This window comes from Massilia sp. TWP1-3-3 (genome assembly GCF_049897805.1).
Taxonomy (GTDB): Bacteria; Pseudomonadota; Gammaproteobacteria; order Burkholderiales; family Burkholderiaceae_D; genus Telluria_A.
In genome coordinates, this window is the sequence record NZ_JAFCWX010000001.1 from 158775 (window position 1) to 185649 (window position 26875).

Annotated in this window: 28 protein-coding genes and 1 pseudogene; 5 read left to right on the forward strand and 24 right to left on the reverse strand. The window is 61.7% G+C overall.

The features are described 5' to 3' along the window. Positions 1–81 precede the first annotated feature (81 nt). The 9 genes from ACP7D4_RS00720 to ssuE form a co-directional block, all read right to left on the reverse strand. A complete protein-coding gene (locus ACP7D4_RS00720) occupies positions 82–681 on the reverse strand; it encodes a TetR/AcrR family transcriptional regulator (protein WP_426103467.1) in 600 nt (199 codons plus the stop codon). Positions 682–850: 169 nt separating this feature from the next. Beyond that, positions 851–1225 carry an RNA-binding S4 domain-containing protein gene (locus ACP7D4_RS00725; protein ID WP_426207519.1) on the reverse strand — a complete coding sequence of 125 codons (375 nt, stop codon included), beginning with the start codon at positions 1223–1225 and terminating at the stop codon, positions 851–853. A gap of 35 nt (positions 1226–1260) precedes the next feature. After that, positions 1261–2421, reverse strand: coding sequence for a phospholipase D-like domain-containing protein (locus ACP7D4_RS00730; RefSeq protein ID WP_426207520.1), 1161 nt, complete (start codon positions 2419–2421; stop codon positions 1261–1263). 26 nt (positions 2422–2447) lie between these two features. Next, complete coding sequence (locus ACP7D4_RS00735) at positions 2448–3263, reverse strand: endonuclease/exonuclease/phosphatase family protein (protein ID WP_426207521.1); 816 nt, start codon at positions 3261–3263, stop codon at positions 2448–2450. A gap of 66 nt (positions 3264–3329) precedes the next feature. Then, complete coding sequence (locus tag ACP7D4_RS00740; protein ID WP_426207522.1) at positions 3330–4100, reverse strand: ATP-binding cassette domain-containing protein; 771 nt, start codon at positions 4098–4100, stop codon at positions 3330–3332. Positions 4101–4112: 12 nt separating this feature from the next. Next, on the reverse strand, positions 4113–4892 hold the full coding sequence (gene ssuC / locus ACP7D4_RS00745) for an aliphatic sulfonate ABC transporter permease SsuC (RefSeq protein WP_426103462.1): 780 nt from the start codon (positions 4890–4892) through the stop codon (positions 4113–4115). 1 nt (position 4893) lies between these two features. Continuing rightward, positions 4894–6042, reverse strand: coding sequence for an FMNH2-dependent alkanesulfonate monooxygenase (ssuD, locus tag ACP7D4_RS00750; RefSeq protein WP_426103461.1), 1149 nt, complete (start codon positions 6040–6042; stop codon positions 4894–4896). Between the two features lie 15 nt (positions 6043–6057). Then, entirely contained in the window at positions 6058–7047 is a 990-nt protein-coding gene (locus ACP7D4_RS00755; RefSeq protein WP_426207523.1) for a sulfonate ABC transporter substrate-binding protein, read from the reverse strand. Beyond that, entirely contained in the window at positions 7044–7616 is a 573-nt protein-coding gene (ssuE, locus tag ACP7D4_RS00760) for an NADPH-dependent FMN reductase (RefSeq protein WP_426207524.1), read from the reverse strand. The genes ACP7D4_RS00755 and ssuE overlap by 4 nt, the downstream gene beginning before the upstream one ends. Positions 7617–7820: 204 nt before the next feature. Here ssuE and ACP7D4_RS00765 point away from each other — a divergent pair. Both ACP7D4_RS00765 and ACP7D4_RS00770 read left to right on the forward strand, forming a co-directional pair. Next, positions 7821–8102 (forward strand): annotated as a pseudogene (locus tag ACP7D4_RS00765) (acyl-CoA dehydrogenase family protein); the annotation flags it as partial. Between the two features lie 169 nt (positions 8103–8271). Then, on the forward strand, positions 8272–8688 hold the full coding sequence (locus ACP7D4_RS00770; RefSeq protein WP_426207605.1) for a hypothetical protein: 417 nt from the start codon (positions 8272–8274) through the stop codon (positions 8686–8688). Between the two features lies 1 nt (position 8689). Here the strand turns inward: ACP7D4_RS00770 and ACP7D4_RS00775 are convergent, their stop codons facing one another. Genes ACP7D4_RS00775 through nudB form a run of 4 tightly spaced genes read right to left on the reverse strand, consistent with a single transcriptional unit; the run spans position 8690 to position 10643 of the window. Then, positions 8690–9100: a hypothetical protein gene (locus ACP7D4_RS00775; RefSeq protein ID WP_426207525.1), complete on the reverse strand. Its 411-nt coding sequence runs from the start codon at positions 9098–9100 to the stop codon at positions 8690–8692. Positions 9101–9109: 9 nt separating this feature from the next. Beyond that, the gene (locus ACP7D4_RS00780; protein ID WP_426207526.1) at positions 9110–9433 is read right to left on the reverse strand and encodes a hypothetical protein; all 324 of its coding nucleotides are present in this window, start codon (positions 9431–9433) and stop codon (positions 9110–9112) included. Continuing rightward, positions 9408–10157, reverse strand: a complete 750-nt coding sequence (locus ACP7D4_RS00785) for a substrate-binding periplasmic protein (RefSeq protein ID WP_426207527.1) — start codon at positions 10155–10157, stop codon at positions 9408–9410. The genes ACP7D4_RS00780 and ACP7D4_RS00785 overlap by 26 nt, the downstream gene beginning before the upstream one ends. Positions 10158–10199: 42 nt before the next feature. Then, the gene (gene nudB / locus ACP7D4_RS00790) at positions 10200–10643 is read right to left on the reverse strand and encodes a dihydroneopterin triphosphate diphosphatase (RefSeq protein WP_426207528.1); all 444 of its coding nucleotides are present in this window, start codon (positions 10641–10643) and stop codon (positions 10200–10202) included. Positions 10644–10978: 335 nt separating this feature from the next. Here nudB and ACP7D4_RS00795 point away from each other — a divergent pair, with 335 nt between their 5' ends. After that, positions 10979–11671, forward strand: a complete 693-nt coding sequence (locus tag ACP7D4_RS00795) for a hypothetical protein (protein WP_426207529.1) — start codon at positions 10979–10981, stop codon at positions 11669–11671. 143 nt (positions 11672–11814) lie between these two features. Here ACP7D4_RS00795 and aspS read toward each other — a convergent pair whose 3' ends face one another. The 3 genes from aspS to ACP7D4_RS00810 are packed head-to-tail and all read right to left on the reverse strand — an operon-like array spanning position 11815 to position 14596. Further along, complete coding sequence (aspS, locus tag ACP7D4_RS00800) at positions 11815–13611, reverse strand: aspartate--tRNA ligase (RefSeq protein WP_426103597.1); 1797 nt, start codon at positions 13609–13611, stop codon at positions 11815–11817. 30 nt (positions 13612–13641) lie between these two features. Then, on the reverse strand, positions 13642–14244 hold the full coding sequence (locus ACP7D4_RS00805; protein WP_426103453.1) for a DUF502 domain-containing protein: 603 nt from the start codon (positions 14242–14244) through the stop codon (positions 13642–13644). 34 nt (positions 14245–14278) lie between these two features. After that, entirely contained in the window at positions 14279–14596 is a 318-nt protein-coding gene (locus tag ACP7D4_RS00810; protein WP_426103452.1) for an FmdB family zinc ribbon protein, read from the reverse strand. 162 nt (positions 14597–14758) lie between these two features. Here ACP7D4_RS00810 and ACP7D4_RS00815 point away from each other — a divergent pair, with 162 nt between their 5' ends. Then, positions 14759–15691: a peptidylprolyl isomerase gene (locus ACP7D4_RS00815; protein WP_426207530.1), complete on the forward strand. Its 933-nt coding sequence runs from the start codon at positions 14759–14761 to the stop codon at positions 15689–15691. Between the two features lie 195 nt (positions 15692–15886). Here the strand turns inward: ACP7D4_RS00815 and ACP7D4_RS00820 are convergent, their stop codons facing one another. The 5 genes from ACP7D4_RS00820 to ubiE all read right to left on the reverse strand — a co-directional run bounded on the left by ACP7D4_RS00820 (position 15887) and on the right by ubiE (position 20332). Continuing rightward, complete coding sequence (locus tag ACP7D4_RS00820; RefSeq protein WP_426103450.1) at positions 15887–16501, reverse strand: SAM-dependent methyltransferase; 615 nt, start codon at positions 16499–16501, stop codon at positions 15887–15889. A gap of 7 nt (positions 16502–16508) precedes the next feature. Beyond that, on the reverse strand, positions 16509–18071 hold the full coding sequence (gene ubiB / locus ACP7D4_RS00825; protein ID WP_426103449.1) for a ubiquinone biosynthesis regulatory protein kinase UbiB: 1563 nt from the start codon (positions 18069–18071) through the stop codon (positions 16509–16511). Next, positions 18071–18703, reverse strand: coding sequence for a ubiquinone biosynthesis accessory factor UbiJ (locus ACP7D4_RS00830; protein ID WP_426207531.1), 633 nt, complete (start codon positions 18701–18703; stop codon positions 18071–18073). Before ACP7D4_RS00830 ends, ubiB begins: the two co-directional genes overlap by 1 nt. 143 nt (positions 18704–18846) lie before the next feature. Continuing rightward, positions 18847–19587 (reverse strand): Tim44 domain-containing protein, encoded by a 741-nt coding sequence (locus ACP7D4_RS00835; protein WP_426207532.1) that lies wholly within the window; start codon positions 19585–19587, stop codon positions 18847–18849. 10 nt (positions 19588–19597) lie between these two features. Further along, positions 19598–20332, reverse strand: a complete 735-nt coding sequence (gene ubiE / locus ACP7D4_RS00840) for a bifunctional demethylmenaquinone methyltransferase/2-methoxy-6-polyprenyl-1,4-benzoquinol methylase UbiE (RefSeq protein ID WP_426103446.1) — start codon at positions 20330–20332, stop codon at positions 19598–19600. Positions 20333–20501: 169 nt separating this feature from the next. Between ubiE and ACP7D4_RS00845 the strand changes: the two genes are divergently transcribed. Beyond that, positions 20502–21650, forward strand: coding sequence for an alkane 1-monooxygenase (locus tag ACP7D4_RS00845; RefSeq protein ID WP_426207533.1), 1149 nt, complete (start codon positions 20502–20504; stop codon positions 21648–21650). Between the two features lie 38 nt (positions 21651–21688). On the opposite strand, the gene ACP7D4_RS00850 is transcribed toward ACP7D4_RS00845, so the two are convergent. Genes ACP7D4_RS00850 through ACP7D4_RS00860 form a run of 3 tightly spaced genes read right to left on the reverse strand, consistent with a single transcriptional unit; the run spans position 21689 to position 26558 of the window. Beyond that, on the reverse strand, positions 21689–22105 hold the full coding sequence (locus ACP7D4_RS00850) for a gamma-butyrobetaine hydroxylase-like domain-containing protein (RefSeq protein WP_426207534.1): 417 nt from the start codon (positions 22103–22105) through the stop codon (positions 21689–21691). After that, complete coding sequence (locus ACP7D4_RS00855; protein WP_426103443.1) at positions 22105–22533, reverse strand: HIT family protein; 429 nt, start codon at positions 22531–22533, stop codon at positions 22105–22107. Before ACP7D4_RS00855 ends, ACP7D4_RS00850 begins: the two co-directional genes overlap by 1 nt. Beyond that, positions 22530–26558, reverse strand: a complete 4029-nt coding sequence (locus tag ACP7D4_RS00860; RefSeq protein WP_426207535.1) for a DUF3683 domain-containing protein — start codon at positions 26556–26558, stop codon at positions 22530–22532. The genes ACP7D4_RS00855 and ACP7D4_RS00860 overlap by 4 nt, the downstream gene beginning before the upstream one ends. Positions 26559–26875: the final 317 nt, after the last annotated feature.

Here is a 26875-nt window from a genome sequence, read left to right on the forward strand (position 1 = left end):
TTGATTGATGACCCGGCGGGCAAAATGCCATACCGGGCGGGGTGTTCGTAAAGTGTTATTGAAGTGACGTGGTGAAGCTGCTTACTGGGCTGCGGTATTCTGGTAATTCATGATCAGGCGTTCAAAGCCCGTGCGTGCGCGGTCCACGCTGCCCGGCATGCGCAAAAAGCGCGCATCGTGGTGCAGGGCCAGAATCAGGCCGTACATTTCGTAGACCATCTGGCCGGCGTCGGTGTCCGCTTTCAGGTCGCCGATTTCAATCGACTGCTCGACACAGCGCAGCAGCGCCCCCTGCCAAGCACGCACCATCGAGACCAGCTCCTCGCGGATCGGACCCGGACGGTCGTCGTATTCGACGGCGCCACTAATATAGATGCAGCCCGAGGCGATTTCAACGCTGACGCGCTTGATCCAGCGCGCGTACATCGACGTCAAACGGGCGATGCCGCGCGCTTCCTTGACGGAGGGGAAAAACACTTCCTGCTCGAAGCGGTGGTGGTACAGCTTGAGCACTTCCATCTGCAAATCCTCGCGCGAACCGAAGTGGGCGAAAACGCCGGATTTGCTCATGTTCATCTTGTCGGCAAGAAGACCTATGGTGAGGCCTTCCAGACCTTCGCGGCTGGCGAGGTCGAGCGCGACATCGAGGATTGCCGCTCTGGTGAGCTCGCCCTTGCGCATGAATTTGGCTGAAGTGTTAATAAGCTTACTCGCTGTATAGTTGGAAATGACGCATGCGCAAATGAAATCTGAACGCTCGTACTATTATCCACTACCGAGTAAATGTCAAACGGGAACTTAGAAGTGATGTTCTATTGGTGCGCCGCACCAATAACGACCATTTGCTCGCTTATTCGCTGGCCTTGGAGAGGGCGCGGCGGTCGCGCTTGGTGGGACGGCCCTTGATGGTGGTGCCGGGCTCGCGGTAGAGCTTGCGCGCCTCATGGTCGTGCTCGCGTTTGGCCACGCTTTCATGGGTTTCTTCATAGAGAAGACGGGCGATTGGCGCCGCGCCGCGCACGTCGGAAATGCCCAGCACGCGTACTTCCCACAGTTCCGCACCATTGTCGATTAATAGCTTGTCGTCAATCTTTACCGTGCGGGCCGGCTTGATGCGCTCGCCTTCCAGGCGCACCCGGCCAGTGTCGACGGCGTCGGTCGCCAGCGAACGGGTTTTAAAAAAGCGCGCGGCCCAGAGCCACTTGTCGATGCGTACGTTATCCATCGTTGTTCATCGTTGTCCATCGTTGTCCATGTCGGTCAAGCGTAACCGATTGCGAAGATCCGCATCGCCATTCTATAGAAAAAATACGCCGTCCCGTAGCCGGTGCGGCGCCACCAGCCCACGTGCTCGAATTCTTCCGCGCAGATCGGCACGCCCTCGGCCAGGCCTTTTTGAATCCGCTCGCGCATCACCGTGGCAAAGCCGACGTCCTTGACGACGATGTTCGCTTCCTGGTTCAAAAACAGCGACAGGCCGTCGCAGTTGCTTGAACCTACGGTCGACCAGTCCTCGTCGATCACCGCCACCTTGGCGTGCAACTGGGTCTTGCGGTACTCGTAGACTTTGACGCCGGCGGCAAGCAGCTTGGGGTAGAACGAGCGCGCCACCATGTCTTGCAGCGTGATCTCGCCCACGCCGATCAGGAGCTTGACCTCGACCCCGCGCTGGCCGGCCACTGCCAGCGCCTTGCGAAATTTGTGCCCCGGCGCGAAATACGGATTGACCAGCAAAATGCTTTTCTTGGCACGGCCGATGGCTTGCAGGTAAGCGCGCTGGATCGTGTGGCGGTTGCGCAGGCTGTCGCGCACGATAAAGGCGGCCAGCATCGGCTTGTCGCCGTCGGGCAGCTGCTGCTGGCGCATTTCGCGAAACAGGCCGATGCGCTTGATCAGGCCCAGGCGCCCTACCCGGGCCCACTGGGCCTGCATTTCATGGTGAATGGTGGCGACCAGCGGGCCGCGAATTTCTGCGGCAAAATCCCAGCGCGGGGCCGGCAGGCGCTTGGTCGCGTCATAGTCGCAATACCAGTCGTCGTTGATGTTGATCCCGCCGACATAGGCCACTTCGCGGTCGACGACGGTGATCTTGCGGTGGGTGCGGGCCACGCCGCGCTTGAACCAGGCGTTAAAGGCGCGGTAGCGCACCCCTGCGGCGGCAAAGGCGATGCCCAGGCGCGTGCACTGTTTACCGCCGGTCCCGAACCAGTCGGTGACGACGCGCACGCGCACGCCGCGCCGGCTGGCCGCAATCAGTGCCTGCTCGACGGCGCGGCCGGTCGCGTCATCGGCAAAGATATAGGTTTCGAAATAGATTTCATACTGGGCGCCTTCGATGGCGGCCAGCATGGCCGGAAACAGTGCGAGACCGGTTTCCAGCAGCGTGATGTCGTTGTGGGCAACAAGATTAACCGAACGCATAGTGCTTCAGGGTTGCTTGCAGTTTCTCATGCCAGTTTGAGATTGGCGACGATCGGGGCGTGGTCCGACAGCTTGGCCCATAAAGTACCATGCAACACCTGTGCGGTATCGACCTTGAAGCCGCGCACATAAATGCGGTCGAGGCGGAACCATGGCAGTGCGGCCGGGAACGTGCGCGCTGGATGAATGATTTTTTCGCGCCCTGACAGGTTGCGCACCAGGTCGCCGATTTTCGACGTCTTGCCCAGCTCGTCGAACACTTCCACCACGCCGAGCGCATCGCGCAGCTTGCCGCTGAGCGTGTTGCGCCAATCATTGAAGTCGCCGGCGATGATCACCGGTTCGCCGTTCGCAGCCGACGCGTTGACGCAATCGATCAGCGCCTGCGTCTGGCGCCCGCGGCCGGACTCGAACAGCCCAAGGTGAACCACGAAGCAGTGGATCGGGCACGATGCGGTATTGATCACGCAGTGCAAGATGCCGCGCTGCTCGTAGGCGTGGTCGGAAACGTCGTGGTTGTGCGAGTTTTCAATCGGGTACGAGCTAAGCAAGGCGTTGCCGTGATGGCCATGGTCGTAGATGGCGTTCATGCCGTAGGCGGCGTGGCCGTGCAGGTCGTCGGCCAGGTACTCGTGCTGGGATGCGTCGGGCCAATGGCGGTGGCCGCGGCTTTCCTCGCCAAACTTGCCGGACAAGCGATCGTGCCGCCCTTGCACTTCTTGCAGGAACACGACGTCGGCGCCGAATTCGCCGATGGCCTTTTTGAGGGCAAGTACGCGGGGTGTGCTCCGGATGGAGGACACGCCTTTATGGATGTTGTAGGTGGCGACACGAATCTTCATAGGAACATTCTAACCCCATCAGCCAGAGTTCTTCAGAAGAAACTCTATCGTGCGCAACTTGTCTCCTTAGCCAGATTGCACCTGCCGTCCCAGCACCCGCGCCAGGACCTGTTGTTCGAGTGCAGCAAAGGCGGCCGAACCGCGCCGCGCCCCGCGCGGCAGCTCGACCCGCAAGTCCAGGCCAATGCGGCCATCCTCGATCAGCAGCACGCGGTCGGCCAGCGCCAGCGCCTCCGTCACGTCGTGCGTGACCAGCACGGCGGTAAAACCCTGCTCAATCCACAGCGCTTCGATCAGCTGCTGCATGTCGATCCGGGTCAGCGCATCGAGCGCGCCAAGCGGCTCGTCGAGCAGCAGCAGGCGCGGCGCGTGCACCAGCGCACGCGCCAGGGCCACGCGCTGGCGCTGTCCACCCGAGAGCACGGCCGGCCATTCGCGCGCGCGCTCGCGCAGGCCGACCGTGGCCAGCGCTTCGGACACGCGCGCGGTCGCACCGGTCAAGCCCAGCGCGACGTTATCGATCACACTTTTCCAGGGCAGCAGGCGCGCTTCCTGGAACATGATGCGCACTTCCGGCTTGCTCCCGCCGTCGCCGATCAACACGGTACCGGCGTCGAGCTGTTCGAGTCCGGCGATGGCGCGCAGCAGCGTGCTCTTGCCGCAGCCGCTGCGCCCGATGACGGCGACAAATTCGCCGGGCGCGAGGCGCAGGTCGATATTGTCCAGCACGGTGCGCGCGGCATACGCCTTGCTGGCGCCGGCCAGCACCAGGCTCACGCCATGTTCGGCCGGCGCGGCGGCGCGCACGGTGTCTTTTTCGATACGGGTATTATGCATGGGGTCCCTTGGTTAGCGGTAAGCCGGATTCCAGCGCAGGAAATAACGTTCCAGTGCGCGCGAAAACAGGTCGGCGCCCTTGCCCAGCAGCGCGTACAGCAAGATGCCGACCAGGACGATGTCGGTCTGCAGGAATTCGCGCGCATTCATTGTCATGTAGCCGATCCCCGACTGGGCCGAAATGGTCTCGGCCACGATCAGCAGCACCCACACCAGCCCCAGCGAAAAGCGCACCCCCACCAGGATCGACGGCAGCGCGGCCGGCAAAATCACGTCGCGGTACAGCGGCCAGCCCGCCACGCCATAGCTGCGCGCCATTTCAATGAGGCCCTGGTCGGCCGAGCGAATGCCGTGGAAGGTATTCAGGTAAACCGGGAAGAACACGCCAATGGCCAGCAAGAACAGCTTGGCCGTCTCGTCAATGCCGAACCACAGGATGACCAGCGGGATCAGGGCCAGCGCCGGGATGTTGCGGATCATTTGCAAGGTGGTGTCGAGCAGCGTCTCGGCGCGCTTGACGCTGCCGTTCAACAGGCCGAGCAGCAGACCCAGACCGCCGCCGATGGCAAAGCCGCTCGCCGCGCGCCACAGGCTCGTGCGCAAGTGCACCCACAGTTCGCCGGACGCGGCGAGCGTCCAGAACGCCTTGGCCACGGCCCACGGTTCGGGCAAGATGCGGCTCGACAGCCAGCCCCCCTGCGCCGCCACCTGCCAGGCCACGACCAGCGTCAGCGGCACCGCCCACGGCGCCAGCAGCGACGCGCGCGCCGGTTCTGGTACGCGGGGCGCCATCTCAGGCCGCCTTCTGCGGCTTGATATCGCTGGCCATCATTTCGCCAAACGGGCCGCTGATCGATTGCTCGCCATGTGCCTTGCCCTTGCCCAGCAGCGGGAACACCAGCTCGGCGAAGCGGTACGATTCTTCCAGGTGCGGGTAGCCCGACAGGATGAAGGTGTCGATGCCAAGATCAGCGTATTCCTGCATGCGCGCGGCCACTGTTTCAGCGTCGCCCACCAGCGCGGTGCCGGCACCGCCGCGCACCAGGCCCACGCCCGCCCACAGGTTGGGCGAGACTTCGAGCCGGTCGCGCCGCCCGCCATGCAGGGCCGCCATGCGGCGCTGGCCGACCGAATCCATCTTGGCGAACGCGGCCTGCGCCTTGGCGATGACGTCGTCGTCCAGGTGGCTGATCAATTCGTCGGCCGCGCGCCAGGCCGCCTCGTTGGTTTCGCGCACGATCACGTGCAATCGGATGCCGAAGCGCAGCGTGCGTCCCCGTTTGGCGGCGCGGGCGCGAATGTCGGCAATTTTTTCGGCCACGGCGGCCGGCGGCTCGCCCCAGGTCAGGTAGACGTCCATTTGCTCGGCCGCCAGTTCGTGCGCCGGTTCCGACGAGCCGCCGAAGTACAGCGGCGGATACGGCTTTTGCACTGGCGGGTACAAGGTCTTGGCGCCTTTGACCTGGATGTGCTTGCCCTCGAAATCATAGCCGGCAGCGCCACCCTCGCCCGCCATCGTGGCGCGCCACACGCGCAGGAATTCGTCCGAAATTTCGTAGCGCTTGCTGTGATCGGCAAACACGCCGTCCGCCTCCAGCTCGCCTTGGTCGCCGCCGGTGACGACGTTGATCAAGAGGCGCCCGTTGGAGAGGCGGTCGAAGGTGGAGGCCATCCGCACCGACAGGCCGGGGCTCGACAAACCCGGCCGGATCGCGACCAGGAACTTGAGCTTTTGGGTGACCGCGATCAGCGACGATGCAACCACCCAGGCATCTTCGCACGAGCGCCCGGTGGGCAGCAGCACGCCGTCGTAGCCGAGCGTGTCGGCGGCTACTGCCACCTGCTTGAGATAGTCGGCATCGACCGGGCGCGCGCCCTGCGTGGTGCCAAGATAGCGGCTGTCGCCGTGGGTCGGTATGAACCAGAATACATTGAGTGACATGGAAGACTCCTGTGCTTACAGCTTGAACGGCAGCTGCGCGTCTTTGACGACGATGGTTTTCGGGATCAGCTTGAGGCGCGCAAAGACGTCGGCGATCTTCTGCTGTTCGACGACCACTTCGGCGCTGACCGGCTTGACGCCATAGGAATAGCGGCTGGCCGCCAGCTCGACCACGGCCGGCTCGAGACCGGTCTGTTTGGACAGGATCGCGCTGACCTCCTTTGGATTTTTGCGGCCCCAGTCGTCGACCTTGGCCACTTCGTCGAGCACGATGCGCAGCGTTTCCTGGTTGGCCTGCGCGTAAGGGCGCGCGGCGAGGTAGAACTGGTGATTGGCGACCAGGCCCTTGCCGTCGGCCAGTACGCGCGCGCCGAGCTGCTTTTCGGCGGCCGCCAGGAACGGATCCCAGATCACCCAGGCATCGACCGCACCGCGCTCGAACGAAGCACGGGCATCGGCCGGGGGCAGGAAAATGGTCTGCACATCGTGGTAGTCGATGCCGGCCTTTTCCAGCGCCTTGACCAGCAAGTAGTGTACGTTCGAGCCTTTGTTGAGGGCGATTTTCTTGCCTTTCAAGTCGGCGAGGCTGCGAATCGCCGAGTCCTTGGGCACCACGATCGCTTCGGTCGCAGGCGACGGCGGCTCGTTGCCGACGTAGACCAGATTGGCGCCGGCCGCCTGCGCGAAGATCGGCGGCGCCTCGCCCACCGTGCCAAAGTCGATGCTGCCTACGTTCAAGCCTTCCAGCAGCACCGGGCCTGCCGGAAACTCGGTCCACTTGACCGTGATACCCTTTTGCGCCAGCCGCGCTTCAAGTGTGGCGCGGCCTTTGAGCAGCGTCAGCGTGCCGTATTTCTGGTAACCGATCCGCACTTCCTTGCTGGCCTGGGCCTGGGCGCCGGCAGGCAGGCCGGCGCCGACGGCAGCGGCAAACAACAGTCCCAGGGTCAGGCGGCGGGCGGTGCGCTGGCCGGTATGGTGGGTATGGCGGGTATGGTGAGTCATGTGCAAGTCTCTTTCGTAGTGTCGGGCTGCGAGAGCCGGGATAGGGTGTAGAGGTCGGCCGACAGCTGGGCCACGCCACGTGCCAGGCGCGCAGCAATCGGCGCGTCGGGCGCCAGGCCGCCTTCAACGCTCCACGGCAGCTGGGCCGACGTGGCGTAAATGCCCGGCAAGATGGCGCGTGGCGAGAGCGACGCCAGTACCTGGCGCAGCGCGTAGTCGAGCACCAGCATGTGTGACTGGCTGCCGCCGGTGGCCAGCGGCAGCACCAGCTTGCCGTCCAGCCCATCTTGCGGCAGCAAGTCAAGGAAAGCTTTTAGGATGCCGGTGTAGGACGCCTTGTAGACCGGGGTGGCGATGACGATAGCGCGCGCTTCGCGCACCAGCGCCAGCGCTGCGGCGATGGCCGCGTCCTGCGTGTCGCCATGCAGCAGGGCCTGTGCCGGCAAGTCGCGCACTTGCAGCCGGGCGCAGCGATGGCCCTGCGCCACCAGCCGGTCGCCGATGTAGTGCAGCAGCCTGCCCCCGCTCGATGAAGCCGAGGGACTTCCGCCCAATAGTAATACGCTCATGGTGTGTCCGTTCCGGGTAGGTTGTCAGTCAGTGGATGGCTACAGCGTACGGCGCAGGCCTGAAAATACGAACGAATGCTTTCACGCTTGAATATGCGGTTTCCGTTCGAGCGTTTTGCGCATATCGAAGGCCGCAAATCTTCGTTCCGGCAGGCTGGCGTCGGTGCAATACTGGCCGCATCGCTTACCTCAGGGTCTTGCATCATGCATGCCATCGCGCTCCCCGATCCCGTCGCCGTCGCCAGTGCGCTCGCCACGCAACTTGCCCGCGCCGCCGAACGTGAATTGATCCGCGAAAGCGGTCTGCTCACGCTGTCGATTCCGGTCCGCTTCGGCGGCCAGGGCGCCGCGTGGCCGACCGTGTATCAGGTGATCCGCATCCTGGCGGTGGCCGACCGCGCACTGGCCCACCTTTTTGGCTTACACCACCTGCAACTGGCCGGTATCCGGCAATCCGGCAGCGCGGCGCAGCAGGAACGCCTGCTGACGGCGACGGTGGCGCGGCGCCTGTTCTGGGGCGATGCCTGCGATCCGCCCGAACAGCGCACGAACGGACGCCGGCGCAGGTACAGGTACGGGACAGGGCGGCGCCTGTGCGGGCAATCCGGCGGCAAAGTGCTAAAGTCTGGCATCTTTACAATCGAAAGCTCCCACCATGAAAGCTCTTTTGATGTTGCCAGCGACCATCGCCTTGCTGCTGGCGCAACCGGCCTTTGCCGCCGCGCCTGCCTGTCCATCGGACAAGTTCGAGCCCTTCTTCAAAGCCTACGCCGAAAGCGCGGCCGTGCAAAAGGCGTTCACCGAGTACCCGCTGGCCCACGTGCTGCTCGACCACTCGGCGGAAAAGCCGCGCGCAATCAAGGTTGCCTTGCCCCAGGCGAAACTGAGCTTCCCCCTGCTGCCGTCGGCCGCCAAGCGCAAGGCCGACCATCTAGCGTTTCGGGTCGATGCCGTCACCGCCGACAAGGCCCAGGCCACCATCTTCAACACGGAACGCGGCTACCAGAAAGCCTACTTTTTCCGCAAGTCCGCTTGCTGGAAGCTGGAGCTGATCGAGGACCGCTCGCTCTGATTCATGGCGCCTGCAAGTAGTCGAACCTGAGTTCGATGGCCCGGTAGGTGCCGTCCATTTCCATATCGTGCAATGCTGCGTTCATACGCGCGGCCACAGGCTCCGGCAGCGCGCGATTGCAAGCCAGGTACAGCTTGGCCTGATGGAACGTCAGCAGCGGCACCACCTTCCCCGTCAACCCCAGCCTGGCTGGCATCGGACCCGATGAACGGGTGCTATTGGCCCACAAGTCGATCCGGTCGAGCATCAGCTTCTTGGGATTGGACTCGTCGTTCTGGACAAATTCAACGTTCATGCCATGGTCCGCCAGCCACTGGCCGCGCGAGTCGCCGTTGTACGAACCGATCCGCAGGCCGCGCGCCTGCTCCACGCTTTGCATGATGGCATAGCGATCGGCGCGTCCATACAGCACCCAGTCGGCCTACGAAATCGGGCCAATCCATTTGAACAGCGGCCCCCGCTCCGGCGTCCGGCTGGTCATGAACACGCAGGCGTTCTGCGCCGTCGCGGCCAGCGTGTAGGCGCGCTTCCAGGGCATGGTCGCCATGCTGTAGTCGATGCCGGTGCGGCGCATGATCTCATGGATTTTTTCGGCGGCGTGGCCGGTGACGCGCGCGCCCTGCGTCATCACGGCCGGATAGGTCGTCTCCGCCGTCAGCGTCAGTTTGAGCGCGAGCGCCGGCTGCATCAGCGTGGCCGCCAGCAGCCCGGCGCACAGGCTAGCGCTGTACACCGGTGCCGGCATAATGGTATTTTTTCTCGATGGCTGCCGACACGCCTTCGCTGTTCATCGCGCGCAGGGCAGTGTTCATTTTTCTCACCAGCGCGTCGGGCAAGCCCGGATTGCAGGCCAGGTAAAGCTCGGTGCGGCGGAAGGTCAGCACCGGCACAATCTGCCCGCCCCAACCATTTTCCGCCACGATGGCGCTGCCAACGCGCATGCTCGAGGCCCACAGGTCGATGCGGTTGACCAGTAGCTTGCGCGGGTTGGCCAGCTTGTCCTGCACGGTGTCGACGATGAAGCCCTGGGCGATCAGCGCCTCGCTGCGCACGTCGCCGTTGTAGGCGCCGATGCGGTAGGCGCGCGCGTCTTCGATGGAGGCGATGCGGTAGCGGCGATCGGCCCGGCCAAACAGCGTCCAGTCGTTTGCGTGCGTGGGGCCGATCCACTTGAACAGCGCTTCGCGCTCCGGCACGCGGGTGGTGGAGTAGACGCAGGTGTTGGTCTTGGTTTGCGCCAGCAGGTAGGCACGCTTCCAGGGCAGCATCTCGATCTCGTAATCGATGCCGACACGTTCCATGATGCGCCGGACTTTTTCGGTCGCAAAGCCGATCACCATGGACTGGCCCATCATCGCCGACGGCGGCGAACTCTCGGTGGTGATGTGCAGGCGCGGGCGGGCCGCGGCACCGGCCGCGCACAGGCAGGCCAGCGACAGGATGGCTAGCCGGCGCGTTGTTCTCTTCATCGGCGCAAGGATAGCGCAAGAGGGCAACGCGGGCCAGAGGAATTACATGCGTTGCGGCAACTGGAGAATGGCTTCCGCATTGGAAGATGAAAAACAGCGGTCGGCGGCGGCCATGTAGGGCAGCCACGCGTATTGCAAGTGTTCGCGTGGGCTGAGAATGATGGGCGTGTCGCTTGGGACGCACACGCCGAAAACGTGTTCGGTGTTGTGAGTGACGCCGGGGGCATAGCGGTGCCGCCAGACGGGGTAGATTTCGTAGATGTTGGACAAATGCCAGTCATGCAGGGCGATGATCTCCCCGTCGGCGACGATGCCGGTTTCCTCGAACAGTTCGCGCCTGGCGGTGGCAAGCAGCGGTTCGTCGGGGGCGTCAAGCGAGCCGGTGACCGATTGCCAGAAGCCTGGTTTGTCGGCGCGCTCGATGAGCAGCACTTCCAGTGCGGGCGTGTGGATGACGACCAGGACGGATTCGGGAATTTTGTGCAACGTAGCTCCATGCAAAATGGACGAAACGCAAGAATACTACGACTGCAGCGATGATGCTGGACCAAGGCTTGAAAGGCCTCTCGGTCGTTGTCAGGCCTATGGCGCCATTGCTGAAGAAATTTTTCCGCTCTGTCGTGCCGGCGCCCCAGTTCCAGGCCACATCAATGATTTCTTTTGAAGAATATTTCAAATGTGCAATACTGACGCGAGTTCAACAACGCCTACTGCCGGTACACGCTGTGCCGGGTCACCGGCGCACCGGATCCATTCAACCAAGCATCAAACCGACCGCGTCTCACCCCCGTAGATTGCCGCGTCATCACTGGAGCTGCCCCATGTTTCAATCGAGTTTTTCTACGCGCACCCCACCCGCTCTTCGGCGCAGCGTTTCCATAGCATGCCGCTTTATTACCGTGGCCGCGTTGGCCACACTGGCGGGGTGCGCCGCGATCAAGGCGATCGACAACGCCATCGACCCGCTGGCCACGCCCTTGGGCGACCCTGCCCGGCCCGTCATGGAGCAAGGTCAGGGGGCGGTAGCGAGCAGTTTCGAGTACGTGATGCCGATTCAGGAGTTTGCGCAAATGGGACGGCTCATCGCCACCATTCACCTTGAAGCCGTCGACGGCAGCAAAAAAATCACTTATCTCAGCACGGGCCGCGATGTGCCCAACCTGCAGACCAAACTTGCGCACGAGCCGAATGTCGTCCCACCAGTCCTGTTCATTCACTCAGTGCCGCCGGGGAAATATCGCATTAAAGAGATAGCGATCGGCGCCGACTATCGGAACTTACAAACCTTTCAAATCTACGATAGTCCCGACATTACAGTTGTGGCCGGCCAGTTGAACTACCTCGGAAATTTCTACGTCAAATACATGACCAGATTTACCAGCAAAGGGGAACTCGTGCTGCGCCACGCCTCGTTGTCTGGTCCGCACAACAAATTCGAGCGGGACATCGCCGAACTCAAGACGGCTGAAAAGAGGCTGGACACTGTCGTGATAACGAACCCACTAGTGCGCTAAGCCCACGCGAACGCAAACGCCAACGGGGTCAGTTACCCCATTGCGACACGGCCTCATCTGTAACGTAGTTTCCACTAGCGTTACAGATGAGGCAGTGTCGCAATGGGGGAACTGACCCCGTTTGAGATGCGTTTAAATGTTGCTTAGACGACTTTTGGCTCGGCGTTGCGCAGGCGGATATGCAGTTCGCGCAATTGCTTCTCGTCGACTTCGGACGGTGCATTGGTCAGCAGGCATTGCGCGCGCTGGGTTTTCGGGAAGGCGATCACGTCGCGGATCGAGTCCGAACCGGTCATCATCGTGACAATCCGGTCCAGGCCGAAGGCCAGGCCACCATGCGGCGGCGCGCCGTATTGCAGCGCGTCGAGCAGGAAGCCAAACTTGAGCTGCGCTTCTTCAGCATCGATCTTGAGAGCGCGGAACACTTTGCTCTGCACTTCTTCGCGGTGGATACGGATCGAACCGCCGCCCAGCTCCCAGCCGTTCAAGACCATGTCGTAAGCCTTGGCGATGCAGGCGCCCGGATTGGTCTCGAGCATGTCTTCGTGGCCGTCTTTCGGCGCCGTGAAGGGGTGGTGCGTCGCGGTCCAGCGGTCGCTCTCTTCGTCGTAGTCGAACATCGGGAAATCCACCACCCACAATGGCTTCCAGACGTCGTCGAACAGGCCGGCCTTTTTGCCGAAGTCAGAATGGCCGATTTTAACGCGCAGCGCGCCGATGGCGTCGTTGACGACCTTGGCCTTGTCGGCGCCGAAGAAAATCAGGTCGCCGTCTTCGGCGCCCGTCAGCTCGATCATTTTGGCCAGCGCGGCGTCGTCAAGGTTCTTGACGATCGGCGACTGCAAGCCGTCACGGCCCTTGGCTTTCTCGTTGACCTTGATGTAAGCGAGGCCCTTGGCGCCATAGATGCGCACGAACTGGTCATAGGCATCGATCTCGGAACGCGGCATGCTCGCGCCTTGCGGTACGCGCATGCCGACCACGCGGCCGCCAACCATGTTGGCCGCGCCGGCAAATACCTTGAACTCGACCGACTTCATCACTTCGGTCAGGTCGGTAAAGGCGAGTTTGACGCGCATGTCCGGCTTGTCCGAGCCATACAGGCCCATCGCAGTGGCAAAGTCCATCACCGGGAACGGGTTTGGCAGGTCGATGTTCAGCGTATTCTTGAAGACGATGCGGATCATGTCTTCGAACAGGTCGCGGATTTCCTGCTCGGTCAGGAACGACGTTTCGCAGTCGATCTGGGTAAATTCCGGCTGGCGGTCGGCGCGCAAGTCTTCGTCACGGAAGCACTTGGTGATCTGGTAGTAGCGGTCGAAGTTGGCCACCATCAGCAGCTGCTTGAACAGCTGCGGCGACTGCGGCAAGGCAAAAAAGCTGCCCGCGTTGACACGCGACGGCACCAGGTAATCGCGCGCGCCTTCCGGGGTCGACTTGGTGAGCATCGGCGTTTCGATGTCGATGAAACCCAGGTTGTCGAGGTACTTGCGCACTTCCATCGTCACCTTGTAGCGCAGGCGCAGGTTGTTCTGCATTTGCGGACGACGCAAATCGAGCACGCGGTGCGTCAGGCGGGTGGTCTCGGACAGGTTGTCGTCGTCCATCTGGAACGGCACCGGCACCGACGCGTTGAGCACTTCCACGGCGCTGGCGACGACTTCGATCTTGCCCGACTTGAGGTTGACATTGACGGTGTTGCCGATCCGTTCGGTCACCACGCCGGTGATGCGCAGGCAGTACTCGTTGCGTACCGTGGAGGCGACCTTGAACATGTCGGCGTTGCCGGGATTGCAAACCACCTGCACCAGGCCTTCGCGGTCGCGCAGATCGATGAAAATGACGCCACCATGGTCGCGCACGCGATGAACCCAGCCGCACAGGCTGACGGTTTGGCCGAGCGATTCTTCAGTGACAAGGCCGCAGTAGTTTGTACGCATCGAGGACATATTATTTTCAGTCTAGGTTAATTATTTGGTTGGCAAATGCTCGGGAGCGACGACGCCCATCGAGACGATATACTTCAATGCGGCGTCGACCGTCATGTCGAGTTCAACCACGCGGCTGCGTTCCATCATCAGGAAAAATCCGGAGGTGGGGTTGGGCGTGGTGGGCACGTACACGCTCACGTAGTCGCCGCTCAGGTAGTTCTTGACGTCGCCGCCGGGCACGCCGGTCAGAAAGCCGATTGTATAGCTGTGCTCGTGCGGATACGGCAGCAGCACAGCCTTGCGAAACGCATTGCCGGATGACGAAAACAAGGTGTCGGACACTTGCTTGACGCTGCCGTAGAGCGAACTGACCACGGGAATGCGATGCAGCAGGCGTTCCCACAGCCGCACCAGGTAGTTGCCGATCAGGTTATTGCACAGCAAACCGGTAACGAACACAATGGCCACCGTCAGGATCGCGCCCAGGCCGTGGATGTTGTAGCTGCCGATATGCGGCTTTTGCCAGGCGGCAGGCAGCAACAGCAGCGACTGGTCCATAATCGCAATGACCGAGCTGAGCACCCACACGGTGATGCCGAACGGAACCAGGATCAGCAAGCCGGTGATGAAATATTTACGCATTAACACTCTCGATCAAGGTGGGGCGACGATTGCTTCAGGCCGTCCCGCTGCCAGGCGTGGCTGTCGTCGGGGCAGCCGCCGCCGCGGCGGGCGTTGCCTCCTTGGCTGCGGGGGCTGCTGGCGCGCCCGCTTCGGCCGGACCGGTCGGGATGGCCGTGGACGGCGCAGCGCCGCCGCGGAAGTCGGTGGCGTACCAGCCCGTACCCTTGAGCTGGAAGCCGGCGGCGGTCAGTTGTTTCTTGAAAGATGGCTTTCCACAAGACAGGCAGACCGTCAACACCGGGTCTGAAATCTTCTGCAGTACATCTTTGGCAAAACCGCATTCATCGCAGCGGTAAGCGTAAATCGGCATTGAATACTCCGCAAAAATCGTCAAAACCCTGAATTATAAGCCTTTTTTAAGGCTGCCAGCATAAACTCGGCGACCTGGACAGTCCATTGCCCGCGCAAGCTGGTAAGATGCGGACCTGCTGCGCCGGCATGAGCCGGGCTAACTTAAATAAGGAATCTCACGATGTTGATGAAGTCTCGCGTTTTGATGATCGGCGCCGCCTCCGTGCTGGCATTGTCGGCATGCACCAAAAAAGTGGACGGCGCACCCGTAACCGCCACCGCCACCGCGCCTGCCAGCGCTGGCGCCAGCGATAACAAGGTTGCCGCTACGGTCAACGGCACGCCGATTTACGCGGCCACCGTCGAGATGATGGTCAAGGAGCGTACCGCCCAAGGCCAGCCGGACAGCCCGGAACTGCGCAAGGCGATCATCGACAACCTGGCCATGCAGACCATGGTTGCCGCCGAAGGCCAGAAAAAAGGCCTGGACAAGGCGCCCGAAACGGTACGCCAGCTGGAAATCCTGAAGCAGTCGGTACTGGCCCAGGCTTTCGTACAGGACTACATCAAGGCCCATCCGGTGACCGATGCCATGGTCAAGGCCGAGTACGACAAGCTCAATGCCAAGGCTGGCGGCAACGAATACAAGGCGCGCCACATCCTGGTAGCGAGCGAAGCGGAAGCGAAAGACATCATCGCCAAGCTGAAAAAAGACATCAAGTCTTTTGCCGCACTGGCCAAGGAAAAGTCAATGGATCCGGGTTCGAAGGCCAACGGTGGCGACCTGGGCTGGTTTAACCCGGCCGGCATGGTGCCTGAATTTGGCGCCGCTGTCGCCAAGCTGGAAAAAGGCAAGTTCACCGAAGCGCCGATCAAGTCGCAGTTCGGCTACCACGTGATCGTGCTCGACGATTCGCGCGCGCTGACGCCGCCACCGATGGAGCAAGTGTCGGAGCAGCTCAAGCAGCAGATCCAGCGCCAGAACCTGAAGACGTTCTTTGACGACATGAAGGCCAAGGCCAAGATCGATATCGTTGGACAGCCTGCAACGCCGGCAGTTGCGCCGGGGGCAGCGCCCGCAGCGGCACCAGCACCTGCAGCACTGCCGCACTAAGCCACTAGAAGCGCAAAAGCCCGCTTCGGCGGGCTTTTTTATTGGCGAAACGACTACCGGTGAATAACTTGAATCGGCAAGACCCTATTCGTGTTCGGGGTGTCGTTACTCGTAGGGCGGAAAAGGACGCAGTCCGCATTCCGCCATGAGTCGTCGACGGCGCTTGGCGCAATGCAAACTGCGTCCTTTTCCGCCCTACCTTGGGTGCGTAGCGGGTTTTCGCTGCCAGACTTGCCAGCGCTCTTTGCCTGCAAAGACGGGGATCGAATCTTCAACCGCAGCATCTTCGATCCTGACGAAATAAGGTGTCAGCAGCCCAGCGAGCTGCTCGGGCGCGATCCCGAACGGTGGCCCTTTCTGCGCATCATCGAAAAAGAAAAAACCCGCCAGCAGCGCGCCCGGCGGCAACAACTGGGCGTAGCGCGCCGCCAACTGCGGCCACATCGCCCGCGGCAGCGCACACAGAAACGCCCGCTCATAGATCAGCTCAAGCGGGAGCGCGGATTCATATTTGAAAAAATCTGCCTCCACGACCCGCTCGGCCCACTGCCCCACCGCCGCCTTGGCAACGCCCACCGCCGCCGGCGAAAAATCAATCGCCGTCGCGTCCCACCCCACATTGCTCAGGAACGCAAGCTCGTATGCCGATCCGCACCCGGGAATCAAGGTGCGCCTGGCACCGACCGAGCGCGCCACGAAGTCGCGCAAGGCAAGCGGCACCCCGCCCCTGTCCCAGGGCGTGAAACCACGCTCAAAGCGCTCATCCCAAAACCCGGGCTGCAAAGGATCGCGGCGCGAAAAATCGACCATGGCCAGGCTAGTGATACCAGCGCGCGTAGACGCTGTAGGCAATCAGGGCTGTGCCAAACGTGCCAACAAAGTACACGAAGAACGACAGCATCCGGTTGGTCCGCCTTTGTTCGACTACCAGCAGTCGCAGGAGTTCATCATTGGCTGACCTAGGCTCGGCCGCTTGCGTCAGCGCGCGGTGCACCAGGCGCGGCAACTGGGGGAGGATGTGGGTAAAGCGCGGCGCCTCGGCCTTGAGACGCTCGACCATGCCCTGGATGCCGACCTGCTCGCCCATCCAGCGCTCCAGGTAGGGTTTGGCGGTCTTCCACAGGTCAAGGTCGGGATCGAGCTGGCGGCCCAGGCCTTCAATATTGAGCAGCGTCTTTTGCAACAGCACCAGTTGCGGCTGGATCTCGACATTGAAGCGGCGCGAGGTCTGGAACAGGCGCAGCAAAATCTGGCCGAACGAGATATCTTTCAGCGGACGGTCGAAGATCGGCTCGCACGTTGCGCGCACAGCAGACTCTAACTCGTCGACCCGCGTTTCGCGCGGCGCCCAGCCTGATTCGATATGCGCCTCGGCCACGCGCTTGTAATCGCGCCGGAAAAACGCCAGGAAGTTTTGCGACAGGTAATCCTTGTCGAAGTCGTTGAGCGTGCCGACGATGCCGAAGTCAAGCGCAATATAGCGGCCCATTGTTTCCGGCGCGACCGACACTAGAATATTACCCGGGTGCATATCAGCATGGAAAAAGCCGTCGCGGAACACTTGGGTGAAAAAAATTTCTACCCCATCGCTGGACAGTTTTTTCAGGTCGACACCCTCGGCCGCCAGCCGTTCAATTTGCGACACGGGAATGCCGTGCATGCGTTCCATCACGATCACGCTGTTGGAGCAATAGTCCCAGTACATTTCCGGCACCATCAGCAAATTGGAGCCGGCAAAGTTGCGCCGCAGCTGGCTGGCGTTGGCCGCCTCGCGCATCAGGTCCAGTTCGTCGTGCAGGTATTTGTCAAACTCGGCGACCACTTCCTTGGGCTTCAAGCGCTTGCCGTCGGCCCACACGCGGCCGATCCAGTCGGCGGCGATGTGCATCAGCGCCACATCTTCGTCGATCGATTTTTTCATGCCGGGCCGCAGCACCTTGACCGCGACTTCCTTGCCATTTTTTAAGGTTGCGAAGTGGACCTGGGCAATCGATGCCGACGCCACCGGCGTGCGTTCAAACGTGGCGAACAGTTCGTCCGGATGCGCGCGCAGCGACTTGGTAATCTGGGCAATGGCCAGATCCGAGCTGAACGGGGGCACGCGGTCTTGCAGGCGCGCAAGTTCATCGGCCAGGTCAGGGGCGACCAGGTCGCGCCGGGTAGAGAGCACTTGGCCGAACTTGACGAAAATCGGCCCCAACTCTTCAAGCGCCATGCGCAGGCGCACGCCGCGCGGGGCGGATATGTCGCGCCAGAAAATGACGGTATCGATCAGCTTGGCCGTGCGCGGGACCTTGAGTCCGGAAATGGCGATCTCGTCGAGACCATACTTGATCGCGACGCGAAGAATTTTAAGCAGTCGCAGGAATTTCAATATCATTAAATGTCCAAATCCTGTGGCCCGGCAATGCGGGGAGTCATGCCAGGCTCGGCATTGCGGGGTGCCAGCCTGCTTTCCAGCTTGGCGATGCGCTTGGCGGTGCGCTCGACGTCGTCGCGCAGGCGGCTCACTTCGCCTGCGTATTCCTCGACCATGGCCGGGCGAATCAGCAAGGGATTTTCTTCGAGGAAGTATTCGGCAACGTTTTCCGCCAGTTTTTGCTGACCCGTGCGGGCCGCGTCGAACAAGCCCTTGGCGCTGCCGACCACCCGGTTGGCGGCGATGGGGCCGATGAAGCGCTCGAGGTCGTGCTCGGCCTCCCAGCGCAAGCCCTTGCCCAGTTGCGATATCGTGTTGGCAAACTCGGCGTCGCCCTCGATCTTAACGTAGGAAAAGGCGCGCTCATGGTTGTGGGCGATCAGCGGCAAGTCGGCCAGCTTGACGCGGATGGTGACGTTGGCCGTGTCGTCCGCATTGCTCGCTTCGACCATGCCATCGGCCGTTACGCGCAGGCGCAGCGTGACTGTGCTCGCGTCGATGCAGGCTTGTTTTCCTGCGTGCATGGCGAGCGCATCGCGCGCCCACGCTTCCTGTGCCAGCAAGTGATTGATGGCCGCGACGACGGGCGCCATGAGCGTTGACTGGGAAGTAAAGGAGTTCGAAGGTGGCATTCTTTATACGCATATGAAAGCAAAACCGCCCTGAAAGCGGGCGATTTGATCTTACCAGTTTGCCGGGCACATTTCCCGCAGCGCAGGAACTTTCCACATTTATATTAAGAAAGCTGCTGTATTCCGGCCAACATCCAGCCGCCACTGCCGTTCAAGGGCTTGGCCAGGTTCCACACTTCGGCAAACGGTTCGGCCACGGCGGTGGCCGACGATTTAATCATGCCGTTGAACTTGACGCTGGCAAGATGGTCTTCGCCCATGGTTTCGATGCCGAGCAATTCAGCATCGATGGCCACCACGTCGGTCACGTCGTTGCTTTGCGGGCGCTGCTCGACCTGCGCTTTGAGTTCTGCAAACACTTGCGGCGTGGTGAACTCGCGCAGATCGTTGGTGTCCGCCTTGTCCCAGGCTGCTTGCATGCGCACAAAACTCGCTTTGGCTTGCTGCAGGAAGAGCTGGTCGTCAAAGCCTTCGGGCATGCCCCATTTTTGCGCGGGCGTGAGGACGGGCGCCACCGGCACCACTGGCACCGGCACCGGCTTGGGCTTGACGTGGCCGCTGCGCTTGGGCGGCTCGGTCGGCAAAATCTGCTTGGTCGAGCCCGACAGCGCGGGACTGGCCGGCGTGTCTTTGCGCTTGACCATGCGCACCATGAACAGCACGGCGCCGACGGCCAGCGCGAGTGCCAGCAGGGTGACGATCAGGTGCGCCGTGTCGCCGCTAACGCCAAGGCCCGTGAGGAACGCACTCCAGCCGTTTTCAGCGGGCGCGACCGGTGTATTGGTTTGGGCCATGGCCGGCAAATTAGCCAAGACAATCATCATGCTCAGTAAAAGTTTTTTCATGCAGTCATCCTTATAACTTGATACCAGTGTGCAAGGCGGCAACGCCAGCGGTCAGATTGAAATATTCGACGCGCTCCAGTCCTGCCGTTTGCATCATGGTCTTGAGGGTTTCCTGATCCGGGTGCATGCGGATCGATTCGGCGAGATAGCGATAACTTTCCGCGTCGCCGGCGATTTTTTGTCCCAGCCAAGGCAGCACCGAGAACGAATACACGTCGTACGGCTTTTGCAGCGGCGCGGCAACCTTGGAAAATTCCAGCACCAGCAGCTTGCCGCCCGGCTTGAGAACGCGGTGCATTTCCGCCAGCGCCTGGTCCTTGTGCGTCATGTTGCGCAGGCCAAAGGCCACGCTGACACGGTCGAAATAATTGTCCGGAAAAGGCAGCTTTTCGGCGTCGCACAGCAAGGTTGGTGTAACCAGGCCTTTGTTAAGCAGGCGGTCGCGGCCCACGCGCAACATCGATTCATTGATGTCGGTGAGCCAGACTTCGCCAGTCTTGCCCGCCTGCTTGGCGAATGCCTTGGCCAGGTCGCCCGTGCCGCCGGCGATATCGAGCACCTTGAAGCCGGGCCGCACCGCCGCGTTGGCGATGGTAAATGTCTTCCAGAGTCGGTGCAGCCCGCCCGACATCAGGTCGTTCATGACGTCGTACTTGGAGGCGACCGAATGGAAGACCTTGGCGACTTCGTGAACCTTGTCGTCCTCGGAAACCGTTTTGTAACCGAAATGGGTGCTGTTTGTCATAGTAGGGAGGCCGTTTAACGTAGCTGCATTATACAAGCGTCATCGTTGTACGGGCGCGCGGGGAATGCACCTGCGCCGGAATCGGGATCAGATTTGACATCAGATTCGGGGCCAAACCACTGTTACAATGACTTGTTGCGCTTTATACAATCCCAGGAACCCTGACTTGATGAACGCCTACCGCGATCCGAAACGCTACTCCTGGCTGCTGTCGCTGCTGGTGCCTGCCTCGCTGGTCGTCGGCCCGGCCGTGTACTTGTGGCGTCACCAGGCCTGGGGCTTGTGGGTGCCGGTTGCCGTCACGTACATCCTGATTCCCCTGCTCGACATGCTGATCGGCGAAGACCGCAGCAATCCACCCGAGGATGCCGTGGCAAGCCTGGAGGCCGACCGTTATTACCGCTACATCACGTATGCGCTGGTGGCGGCCATGTGGCCCTGCATCATCTTTTGCGCCTGGTTCGTGGCCACGCAGCACTTGCCGTGGCATGCCTGCCTGGCGGTGGTGATCAGCACCGGCATGATGGGCGGTTTTTGCATCAATGTCGGTCACGAACTCGGTCACAAGCGGACGGTGCTCGAGCAGACATTGGCCAAGCTGGTGCTGGCGCCAACCGGTTACGGGCACTTTTATGTGGAGCATAACCGGGGCCATCACCGGCATGTGGCCACGCCTGACGACCCCGCCTCGGCGCGCATGGGTGAATCGATTTACGCGTTTGCCCTGCGCGAACTGCCGGGCGCGTGGCGCCGCGCCTGGGCGCTCGAAAGGCAGCGGCTAGGCGGCGCGCCATGGCATTGGAAAAATGAAGTCCTGCAGCCGCTGGCGCTGACGATCCTGCTGTGGACGGCGCTCGCTGCGTGGCTGGGAGCGGGCATCCTGCTGTTCATGCTGGCGATGTCGCTGTGGGCCAACTTCCTGCTGACCTCGGCAAACTATATCGAGCATTACGGCCTGCTGCGCCAGATTGCGCCCAATGGCAAGCCAGAGCCGTGCCAGCCGCACCACTCGTGGAACAGCAATCACGTGGTGACCAACTGGATGCTGTTTCACTTGCAGCGCCACTCCGACCATCACGCCCATGCTTCGCGGCGCTACCAGTCGCTGCGCAATTTTGATGAGGTGCCACGTCTGCCGAACGGCTACTTCGGCATGTTCTTGCTGGCCTATGTCCCGCCGCTGTTTTTTGCGGTGATGAATCCGCGCTTGCTGGAGGCTGTGGGACGGGATTCAGCCAGGATAAATTTTCAACCCGGCAAACGCGAGCGGCTTAGCGAGCGGTATGGGATCGAAGACCGGGACCACACCTTTTCTTGACCCGAATGAGCGGGATCTGGCCCGCCAATACCACCAGACTAGTGCTTGTGCCCGCAGCCTTTGGCGGCCGTCGCCGCGCCCTCGATGACGGCGCCGCTATCGCGTCCGCTGTCGCCTTCAAAGCCGGCCGCCTGCAAGCGGCCCATGTAATCATTCCATAGCGCGGCTTGCTCGCTGCCCAGCTTGTACAGGTAATCCCACGAAAACAGCCCGGTATTGTGGCCGTCCGAGAACGTCGGCTGAATCGCATAATTGCCAACCGGTTCCACGCCCGTGATGCCTACCTCGCGCTTGCCCAGCTGGAGCACTTCCTGCCCCTGCCCGTGGCCGCGCACCTCGGCCGACGGCGAATACACGCGCAGCAGTTCGAACGGCAGCGAGAACGCACTGCCGTCGTCAAAGGCAATATCGAGCACGCGGGATTTCTGGTGGACGGTCAGTGCAGTCGGATTCATTATTTGCCCAGTCGGCGGACGATATCGGCCGCCAGTGTTGGCAGCAGCGCGCGGCGCGCCGCCAGGATTGGTTCTTCGGTCACGCGCACGGCAGCGCCCCACACGGGATTGGGAAAGTGCGCGTCGTCGGCGAAGCGCGGTATCACGTGCCAGTGCAGGTGCGGCGTCATGTTGCCAAGGCTGGCCACGTTGACCTTCCCCGGCGCCATGACGGCGCGCAGCGCCAGTTCAACGTGCCACACCGCGTCGTTCACCAGCATGCGGTCAGGGGGCGACAGGTCGCTCATTTCCTTGACGTGGTCGTTCCAGATGACGCGGCAAAAACCCGGGTAGGCCGCATCGTCAACCAGAATCACCGACAGCTTGTCATCCCGGTAAATCGGGGCGACGGCCAGCTCGCACAATTCGCAGGCAGTGGCAACCGTCATACCAGCACCCTTTCGATGCCGCCGTTGTTGGCGCGCGCCACATACTCGGGCATCCAGTTCTCGCCCAGCAGGTGCCTGGCGATCTCGATGACGATGTAGTCGGCCGTGGTGCCCGCATCTTCGCTGTAGCGCGAGACGCCGCCCAGGCATGCCGGGCAGCTGGTGAGGATTTTCACGTCGCCCGTGAAACCGTCGGCGCGCAGCTTGTCGGCGCCCTTGATCATCTCTTCTTCCTTGCGAAAGCGCACCTGGGTGGAGATGTCGGGGCGCGACACGGCCAGCGTACCGGCGTCGCCGCAGCATCGATCGTTCTTCTCGATCTTGACGTTGTCGATCGTCGAAATGAGCGCGTTGACGGTCTTGACCGAATCCTGCAGCTTCATCGGATTATGGCAAGGCTCGTGGTACATGTAGCGCGTACCGTTGACGCCTTCGAGCTTGACGCCTTTTTCAAGCAGGTATTCGTGGATATCCATGATGCGGCAACCCGGGAAAATCTTGTCGAACTCGTAGGTCGCGAGCTGGTCGTAGCAGGTGCCGCAGGAAACGAGTACGGTCTTGATGTCCAGATAATTGAGCGTGTTGGCCATGCGGTGGAACAGCACGCGGTTATCGGTCATCATCTTCTCGGCCTTGTCGAATTCGCCGTTGCCGCGCTGGGGATAGCCGCAGCACAGGTACCCTGGCGGCAGCACCGTTTGCACGCCCACCTCCCACAGCATGGCTTGCGTGGCCAGGCCCACTTGCGAGAACAGGCGCTCCGAGCCGCAGCCAGGGAAGTAGAACACCGCTTCCGTATCGGCCGTCGTCGTCTTCGGATTGCGAATGATCGGAATCACCTTGTCGTCTTCGATATCGAGCAGTGCGCGGGCCGTTTTCTTGGGCAGGTTGCCCGGCATTTTCTTGTTGATGAAGTGGATCACCTGTTCACGCACGGGCGCTTTTCCGGTCGTCGGCAACGGCGCCCTGGTCTGCTTCTTGGCGAACTTTTTCAGCACGCGGTTGCCCAGCCGCTGGGCCTTGAAACCCCAGCCGAACATCACGGTACGCGCAGCGTTGATCGTGGTCGGGTCGGTTGCGTTAAGGAAGAACATGGAGCTTGCCAGTACCGGCTTGAAGCTCTTTTTATCCATCTTGCGCAGCAGATTACGCATGTTCATCGACACTTCGCCGAAGTCGATATTCACCGGGCATGGCGTGACGCACTTGTGGCACACGGTGCAGTGGTCGGCCACGTCTTCAAACTCTTCCCAGTGCTTGATGGAGACGCCGCGCCGGGTTTGTTCTTCGTACAGGAACGCTTCGATCAGCGCCGACGTGGCGAGGATCTTGTCGCGCGGCGAATAGAGCAGGTTCGCGCGCGGCACGTGGGTGGCGCACACCGGTTTGCATTTGCCGCAGCGAAGGCAATCCTTGATGCTGGTGGCGATCTCGCCGATATCGCTTTGCTGCATGATCAGCGATTCGTGGCCCATCAGGCCGAACGACGGTGTATAGGCATTGCGCAGGTCGGCGCCGAACTCGGGCAGGTTGAGCAGTTTGCCCTTGTTGAAGCGCCCTTCCGGATCGATGCGCAGCTTGTAGTCGCGAAACTCGCCGATTTCGTCTTCGGTCAAAAATTCGAGCTTGGTGATGCCGATGCCGTGTTCGCCCGAGATCACGCCGTCGAGCGAGCGCGCCAGCTTCATGATGCGCGCGACCGCTTCATGCGCGTCCTGCAGCATCGCGTAGTCGTCGGAATTGACCGGCAAATTGGTGTGCACGTTGCCGTCGCCGGCGTGCATGTGCAGCGCCACGAACACGCGCGAACGCAAAATTTTCTGGTGGTGCGCAGTGCACTCGTCGACGATCAGCTTGAACGCGGCGCCATTGAATATCTGGCGCATCTGGGCGCGAATTTCCTGCTTCCAGGAGATGCGCACGGTGCGGTCCTGCACCACGTCGAACAGCGTAGCATGGGGCTGCTGCGCCAGGCGCGCGTCGAACACCACGGCCAGGCGGTCCAGGCCGAGCGCGTACAGCGACTCGGCCACTTGCGCCAGCGGCTTGTCGAGGTTGGCCAGAATGAAGGTCCAGCGCGCACGCGCGCCGTTCAGCACGTCCTGCGCCTGCGGCACGCGGTCGCCCAGCATTTCCTCGGCGCCGATCGCTTCGCCCGCAGCGTCGTCGCTTTTCCCGACCGGCAGATGACCGGCGGCGAAAAAGTCGATCAGGCTGTCGGCCAGCTGCAGCTTGTTCTTGATCGACAGCTCGATGTTGATGCGCTCGATGCCGTCGGTGTATTCGCCCATGCGGTTAAGCGGAATGACCACGTCTTCATTGATCTTGAAGGCGTTGGTGTGCTTGGCGATGGCCGCGGTGCGGGCGCGGTCGAGCCAGAATTTTTTGCGCGCCTCAGGGCTGACGGCGACAAAGCCTTCGCCCACGCGGGTGTTCGCAATGCGCACCACTTCCGAGGCGGCCTGCGCGACCGCGTTTTCGTCGTCGCCGACGATGTCGCCAAACAGCGCCATCTTGGGCAGCACGCCGCGCTTCGATTTGGTGGCGTAGCCGACCGCGCGCAGGTAGCGTTCATCGAGGTGCTCCAGGCCCGCCAGACGCACCGTGGCAAAGGCGTCGCCGCCCTTGGCCGGCAAGCCGTCCAGGTAATCCTTGATTTCGACGATCGATGGAATGGCGTCGCGCGCCTGGCCGAAAAACTCCAGGCAGACGGTGCGCGCGAACTTGGGCATCTTGTGCAAAATCCAGCGGCCGGACGTAATCAGGCCGTCGCAGCCTTCCTTCTGGATGCCGGGCAGGCCGGACAAAAACTTGTCGGTGACGTCCTTGCCCAGGCCCTCTTTGCGGAACTTGCTGCCCGCGATGACCAGTTCTTCGGTCCGAAACGGCGCGTCGCGCCGCTCGCCACGCACCGACGGATGGGTCCATTCGAGCTTGAACTTGGCCACCGGCGCATCGTGGATCTTGCCCAGATTGTGTTCGAGGCGGGTGACTTCGAGCCAGTCGCCGTTCGGGTCGACCATGCGCCACGAGGCAAGGTTGTCGAGCGCGGTGCCCCACAACACGGCTTTTTTACCGCCCGCGTTCATGGCGATATTGCCGCCGATGCAGGATGCCTCGGCCGACGTCGGGTCGACCGCGAACACGAAGCCGGCCTTGTCGGCGGCGTCGGATACGCGCTTGGTGACCACGCCCGCGCCCGAGTAAATGGTCGCGTATTCGCGGTCCACGCCGGGCAGCATGGTCATTTCGACGTCGCCCAGCGTGATCAGTTTTTCGGTGTTGATGACGGCCGACATGGGCGTCAATGGAATCGCGCCGCCCGTGTAGCCGGTGCCGCCGCCGCGCGGGATGATGGTCAGGCCAAGTTCAATGCAGCCCTTGACCAGGCCTGCCATTTCATCTTCGGTGTCGGGCGTGAGCACCACGAACGGATACTCGACGCGCCAGTCGGTGGCGTCGGTCACGTGCGCGACGCGCTTCATGCCGTCAAAGCAGATGTTGTGCTTTTCGGTGTAGCGGCCCAGCACCTTGGTGGTTTTCTTGCGCAGGTCCCAGGTCTGGCGGAATTCGTTGCCGAAGTCTTCGACCGCTTTGCTGGCGGCCTTGAGCAGTTTTTCAACGCTGTCGCTGCGCATGCGCGTAGCTTCCGGATTCGCGTCTGCGCCCTCGCCGGTGTCGACCGTCAGGCGCCGCTTGTCGACTTCGGCCAGCCGGTGATGCAGCGCGTCGATCAGTTCCTGGCGCCGCTTCGGGTTGTCCAGCATGTCGTCCTGCAGGTAGGGATTGCGCCGCACCACCCAGATGTCGCCCAGCACCTCGTACAGCATGCGCGCCGACCGGCCGGTCTGGCGCGCACCGCGCAACTGGTCGAGCAATTCCCACGAGGACTCGCCAAGCAAGCGGATGACGATTTCGCGATCCGAGAACGAGGTGTAGTTGTAGGGAATTTCGCGCAGGCGGGTTGCTGCGTGGCCGTTCGGCGTTTCCGCCAGCAAGGCGGTAATTTGTGCGGGGGCGTTCATGTATGCGTGGACTTTGCGACTGACCCTAAGGGGAATCCATTCTAGCGTATTGCGGTGCACCACGCTGGCGCCATGGCCGTTTGCACCTGCTGGCAAGCAGGCAATCCTCAATAGATTGCATGGTTATCTGTTCACTTGCAAAAATTATTGCAAGTAAATGCATCAATCTGACACTGCAAAAATGGCACACTGCAGAAAAGGCAAATAATCTGAAGCATGGCTCGGATTTTTCCTCGGGGGCAATCGCGGCCCTGTAAGATTCTTAATCTTGTCAAAACCAACGCAAAGGATGTCATGTCCGAATACCAGCGTCCGGA

What these genes read in the sequence shown, in the direction of transcription:
- ACP7D4_RS00810 (WP_426103452.1), bottom strand. Translation starts at nt 14,596, where the DNA reads ATGCCGATTTACGCTTACCGCTGCGATGAATGCGGTTTTGCCAAAGAT.
- ACP7D4_RS00855 (WP_426103443.1), bottom strand. Translation starts at nt 22,533, where the DNA reads ATGACGGTTGCCACTGCCTGCGAATTGTGCGAGCTGGCCGTCGCCCCG.
- ACP7D4_RS00740 (WP_426207522.1), bottom strand. Translation starts at nt 4,100, where the DNA reads ATGCATAATACCCGTATCGAAAAAGACACCGTGCGCGCCGCCGCGCCG.
- ACP7D4_RS00850 (WP_426207534.1), bottom strand. Translation starts at nt 22,105, where the DNA reads ATGAATCCGACTGCACTGACCGTCCACCAGAAATCCCGCGTGCTCGAT.
- ssuC (WP_426103462.1), bottom strand. Translation starts at nt 4,892, where the DNA reads ATGGCGCCCCGCGTACCAGAACCGGCGCGCGCGTCGCTGCTGGCGCCG.
- ssuD (WP_426103461.1), bottom strand. Translation starts at nt 6,042, where the DNA reads ATGTCACTCAATGTATTCTGGTTCATACCGACCCACGGCGACAGCCGC.
- ssuE (WP_426207524.1), bottom strand. Translation starts at nt 7,616, where the DNA reads ATGAGCGTATTACTATTGGGCGGAAGTCCCTCGGCTTCATCGAGCGGG.
- ACP7D4_RS00730 (WP_426207520.1), bottom strand. Translation starts at nt 2,421, where the DNA reads ATGCGTTCGGTTAATCTTGTTGCCCACAACGACATCACGCTGCTGGAA.
- ACP7D4_RS00820 (WP_426103450.1), bottom strand. Translation starts at nt 16,501, where the DNA reads ATGGTCGATTTTTCGCGCCGCGATCCTTTGCAGCCCGGGTTTTGGGAT.
- ACP7D4_RS00835 (WP_426207532.1), bottom strand. Translation starts at nt 19,587, where the DNA reads ATGAAAAAACTTTTACTGAGCATGATGATTGTCTTGGCTAATTTGCCG.
- ACP7D4_RS00815 (WP_426207530.1), top strand. Translation starts at nt 14,759, where the DNA reads ATGTTGATGAAGTCTCGCGTTTTGATGATCGGCGCCGCCTCCGTGCTG.
- aspS (WP_426103597.1), bottom strand. Translation starts at nt 13,611, where the DNA reads ATGCGTACAAACTACTGCGGCCTTGTCACTGAAGAATCGCTCGGCCAA.
- ACP7D4_RS00785 (WP_426207527.1), bottom strand. Translation starts at nt 10,157, where the DNA reads ATGAAGAGAACAACGCGCCGGCTAGCCATCCTGTCGCTGGCCTGCCTG.
- ubiE (WP_426103446.1), bottom strand. Translation starts at nt 20,332, where the DNA reads ATGACAAACAGCACCCATTTCGGTTACAAAACGGTTTCCGAGGACGAC.
- ACP7D4_RS00770 (WP_426207605.1), top strand. Translation starts at nt 8,272, where the DNA reads ATGAAAGCTCTTTTGATGTTGCCAGCGACCATCGCCTTGCTGCTGGCG.
- ACP7D4_RS00805 (WP_426103453.1), bottom strand. Translation starts at nt 14,244, where the DNA reads ATGCGTAAATATTTCATCACCGGCTTGCTGATCCTGGTTCCGTTCGGC.
- ACP7D4_RS00860 (WP_426207535.1), bottom strand. Translation starts at nt 26,558, where the DNA reads ATGAACGCCCCCGCACAAATTACCGCCTTGCTGGCGGAAACGCCGAAC.
- ACP7D4_RS00720 (WP_426103467.1), bottom strand. Translation starts at nt 681, where the DNA reads ATGCGCAAGGGCGAGCTCACCAGAGCGGCAATCCTCGATGTCGCGCTC.
- ACP7D4_RS00725 (WP_426207519.1), bottom strand. Translation starts at nt 1,225, where the DNA reads ATGGATAACGTACGCATCGACAAGTGGCTCTGGGCCGCGCGCTTTTTT.
- ACP7D4_RS00780 (WP_426207526.1), bottom strand. Translation starts at nt 9,433, where the DNA reads ATGCCGGCACCGGTGTACAGCGCTAGCCTGTGCGCCGGGCTGCTGGCG.
- ACP7D4_RS00845 (WP_426207533.1), top strand. Translation starts at nt 20,502, where the DNA reads ATGAACGCCTACCGCGATCCGAAACGCTACTCCTGGCTGCTGTCGCTG.
- ACP7D4_RS00735 (WP_426207521.1), bottom strand. Translation starts at nt 3,263, where the DNA reads ATGAAGATTCGTGTCGCCACCTACAACATCCATAAAGGCGTGTCCTCC.
- ACP7D4_RS00755 (WP_426207523.1), bottom strand. Translation starts at nt 7,047, where the DNA reads ATGACTCACCATACCCGCCATACCCACCATACCGGCCAGCGCACCGCC.
- ubiB (WP_426103449.1), bottom strand. Translation starts at nt 18,071, where the DNA reads ATGATATTGAAATTCCTGCGACTGCTTAAAATTCTTCGCGTCGCGATC.
- ACP7D4_RS00795 (WP_426207529.1), top strand. Translation starts at nt 10,979, where the DNA reads ATGTTTCAATCGAGTTTTTCTACGCGCACCCCACCCGCTCTTCGGCGC.
- ACP7D4_RS00830 (WP_426207531.1), bottom strand. Translation starts at nt 18,703, where the DNA reads ATGGCGCCCGTCGTCGCGGCCATCAATCACTTGCTGGCACAGGAAGCG.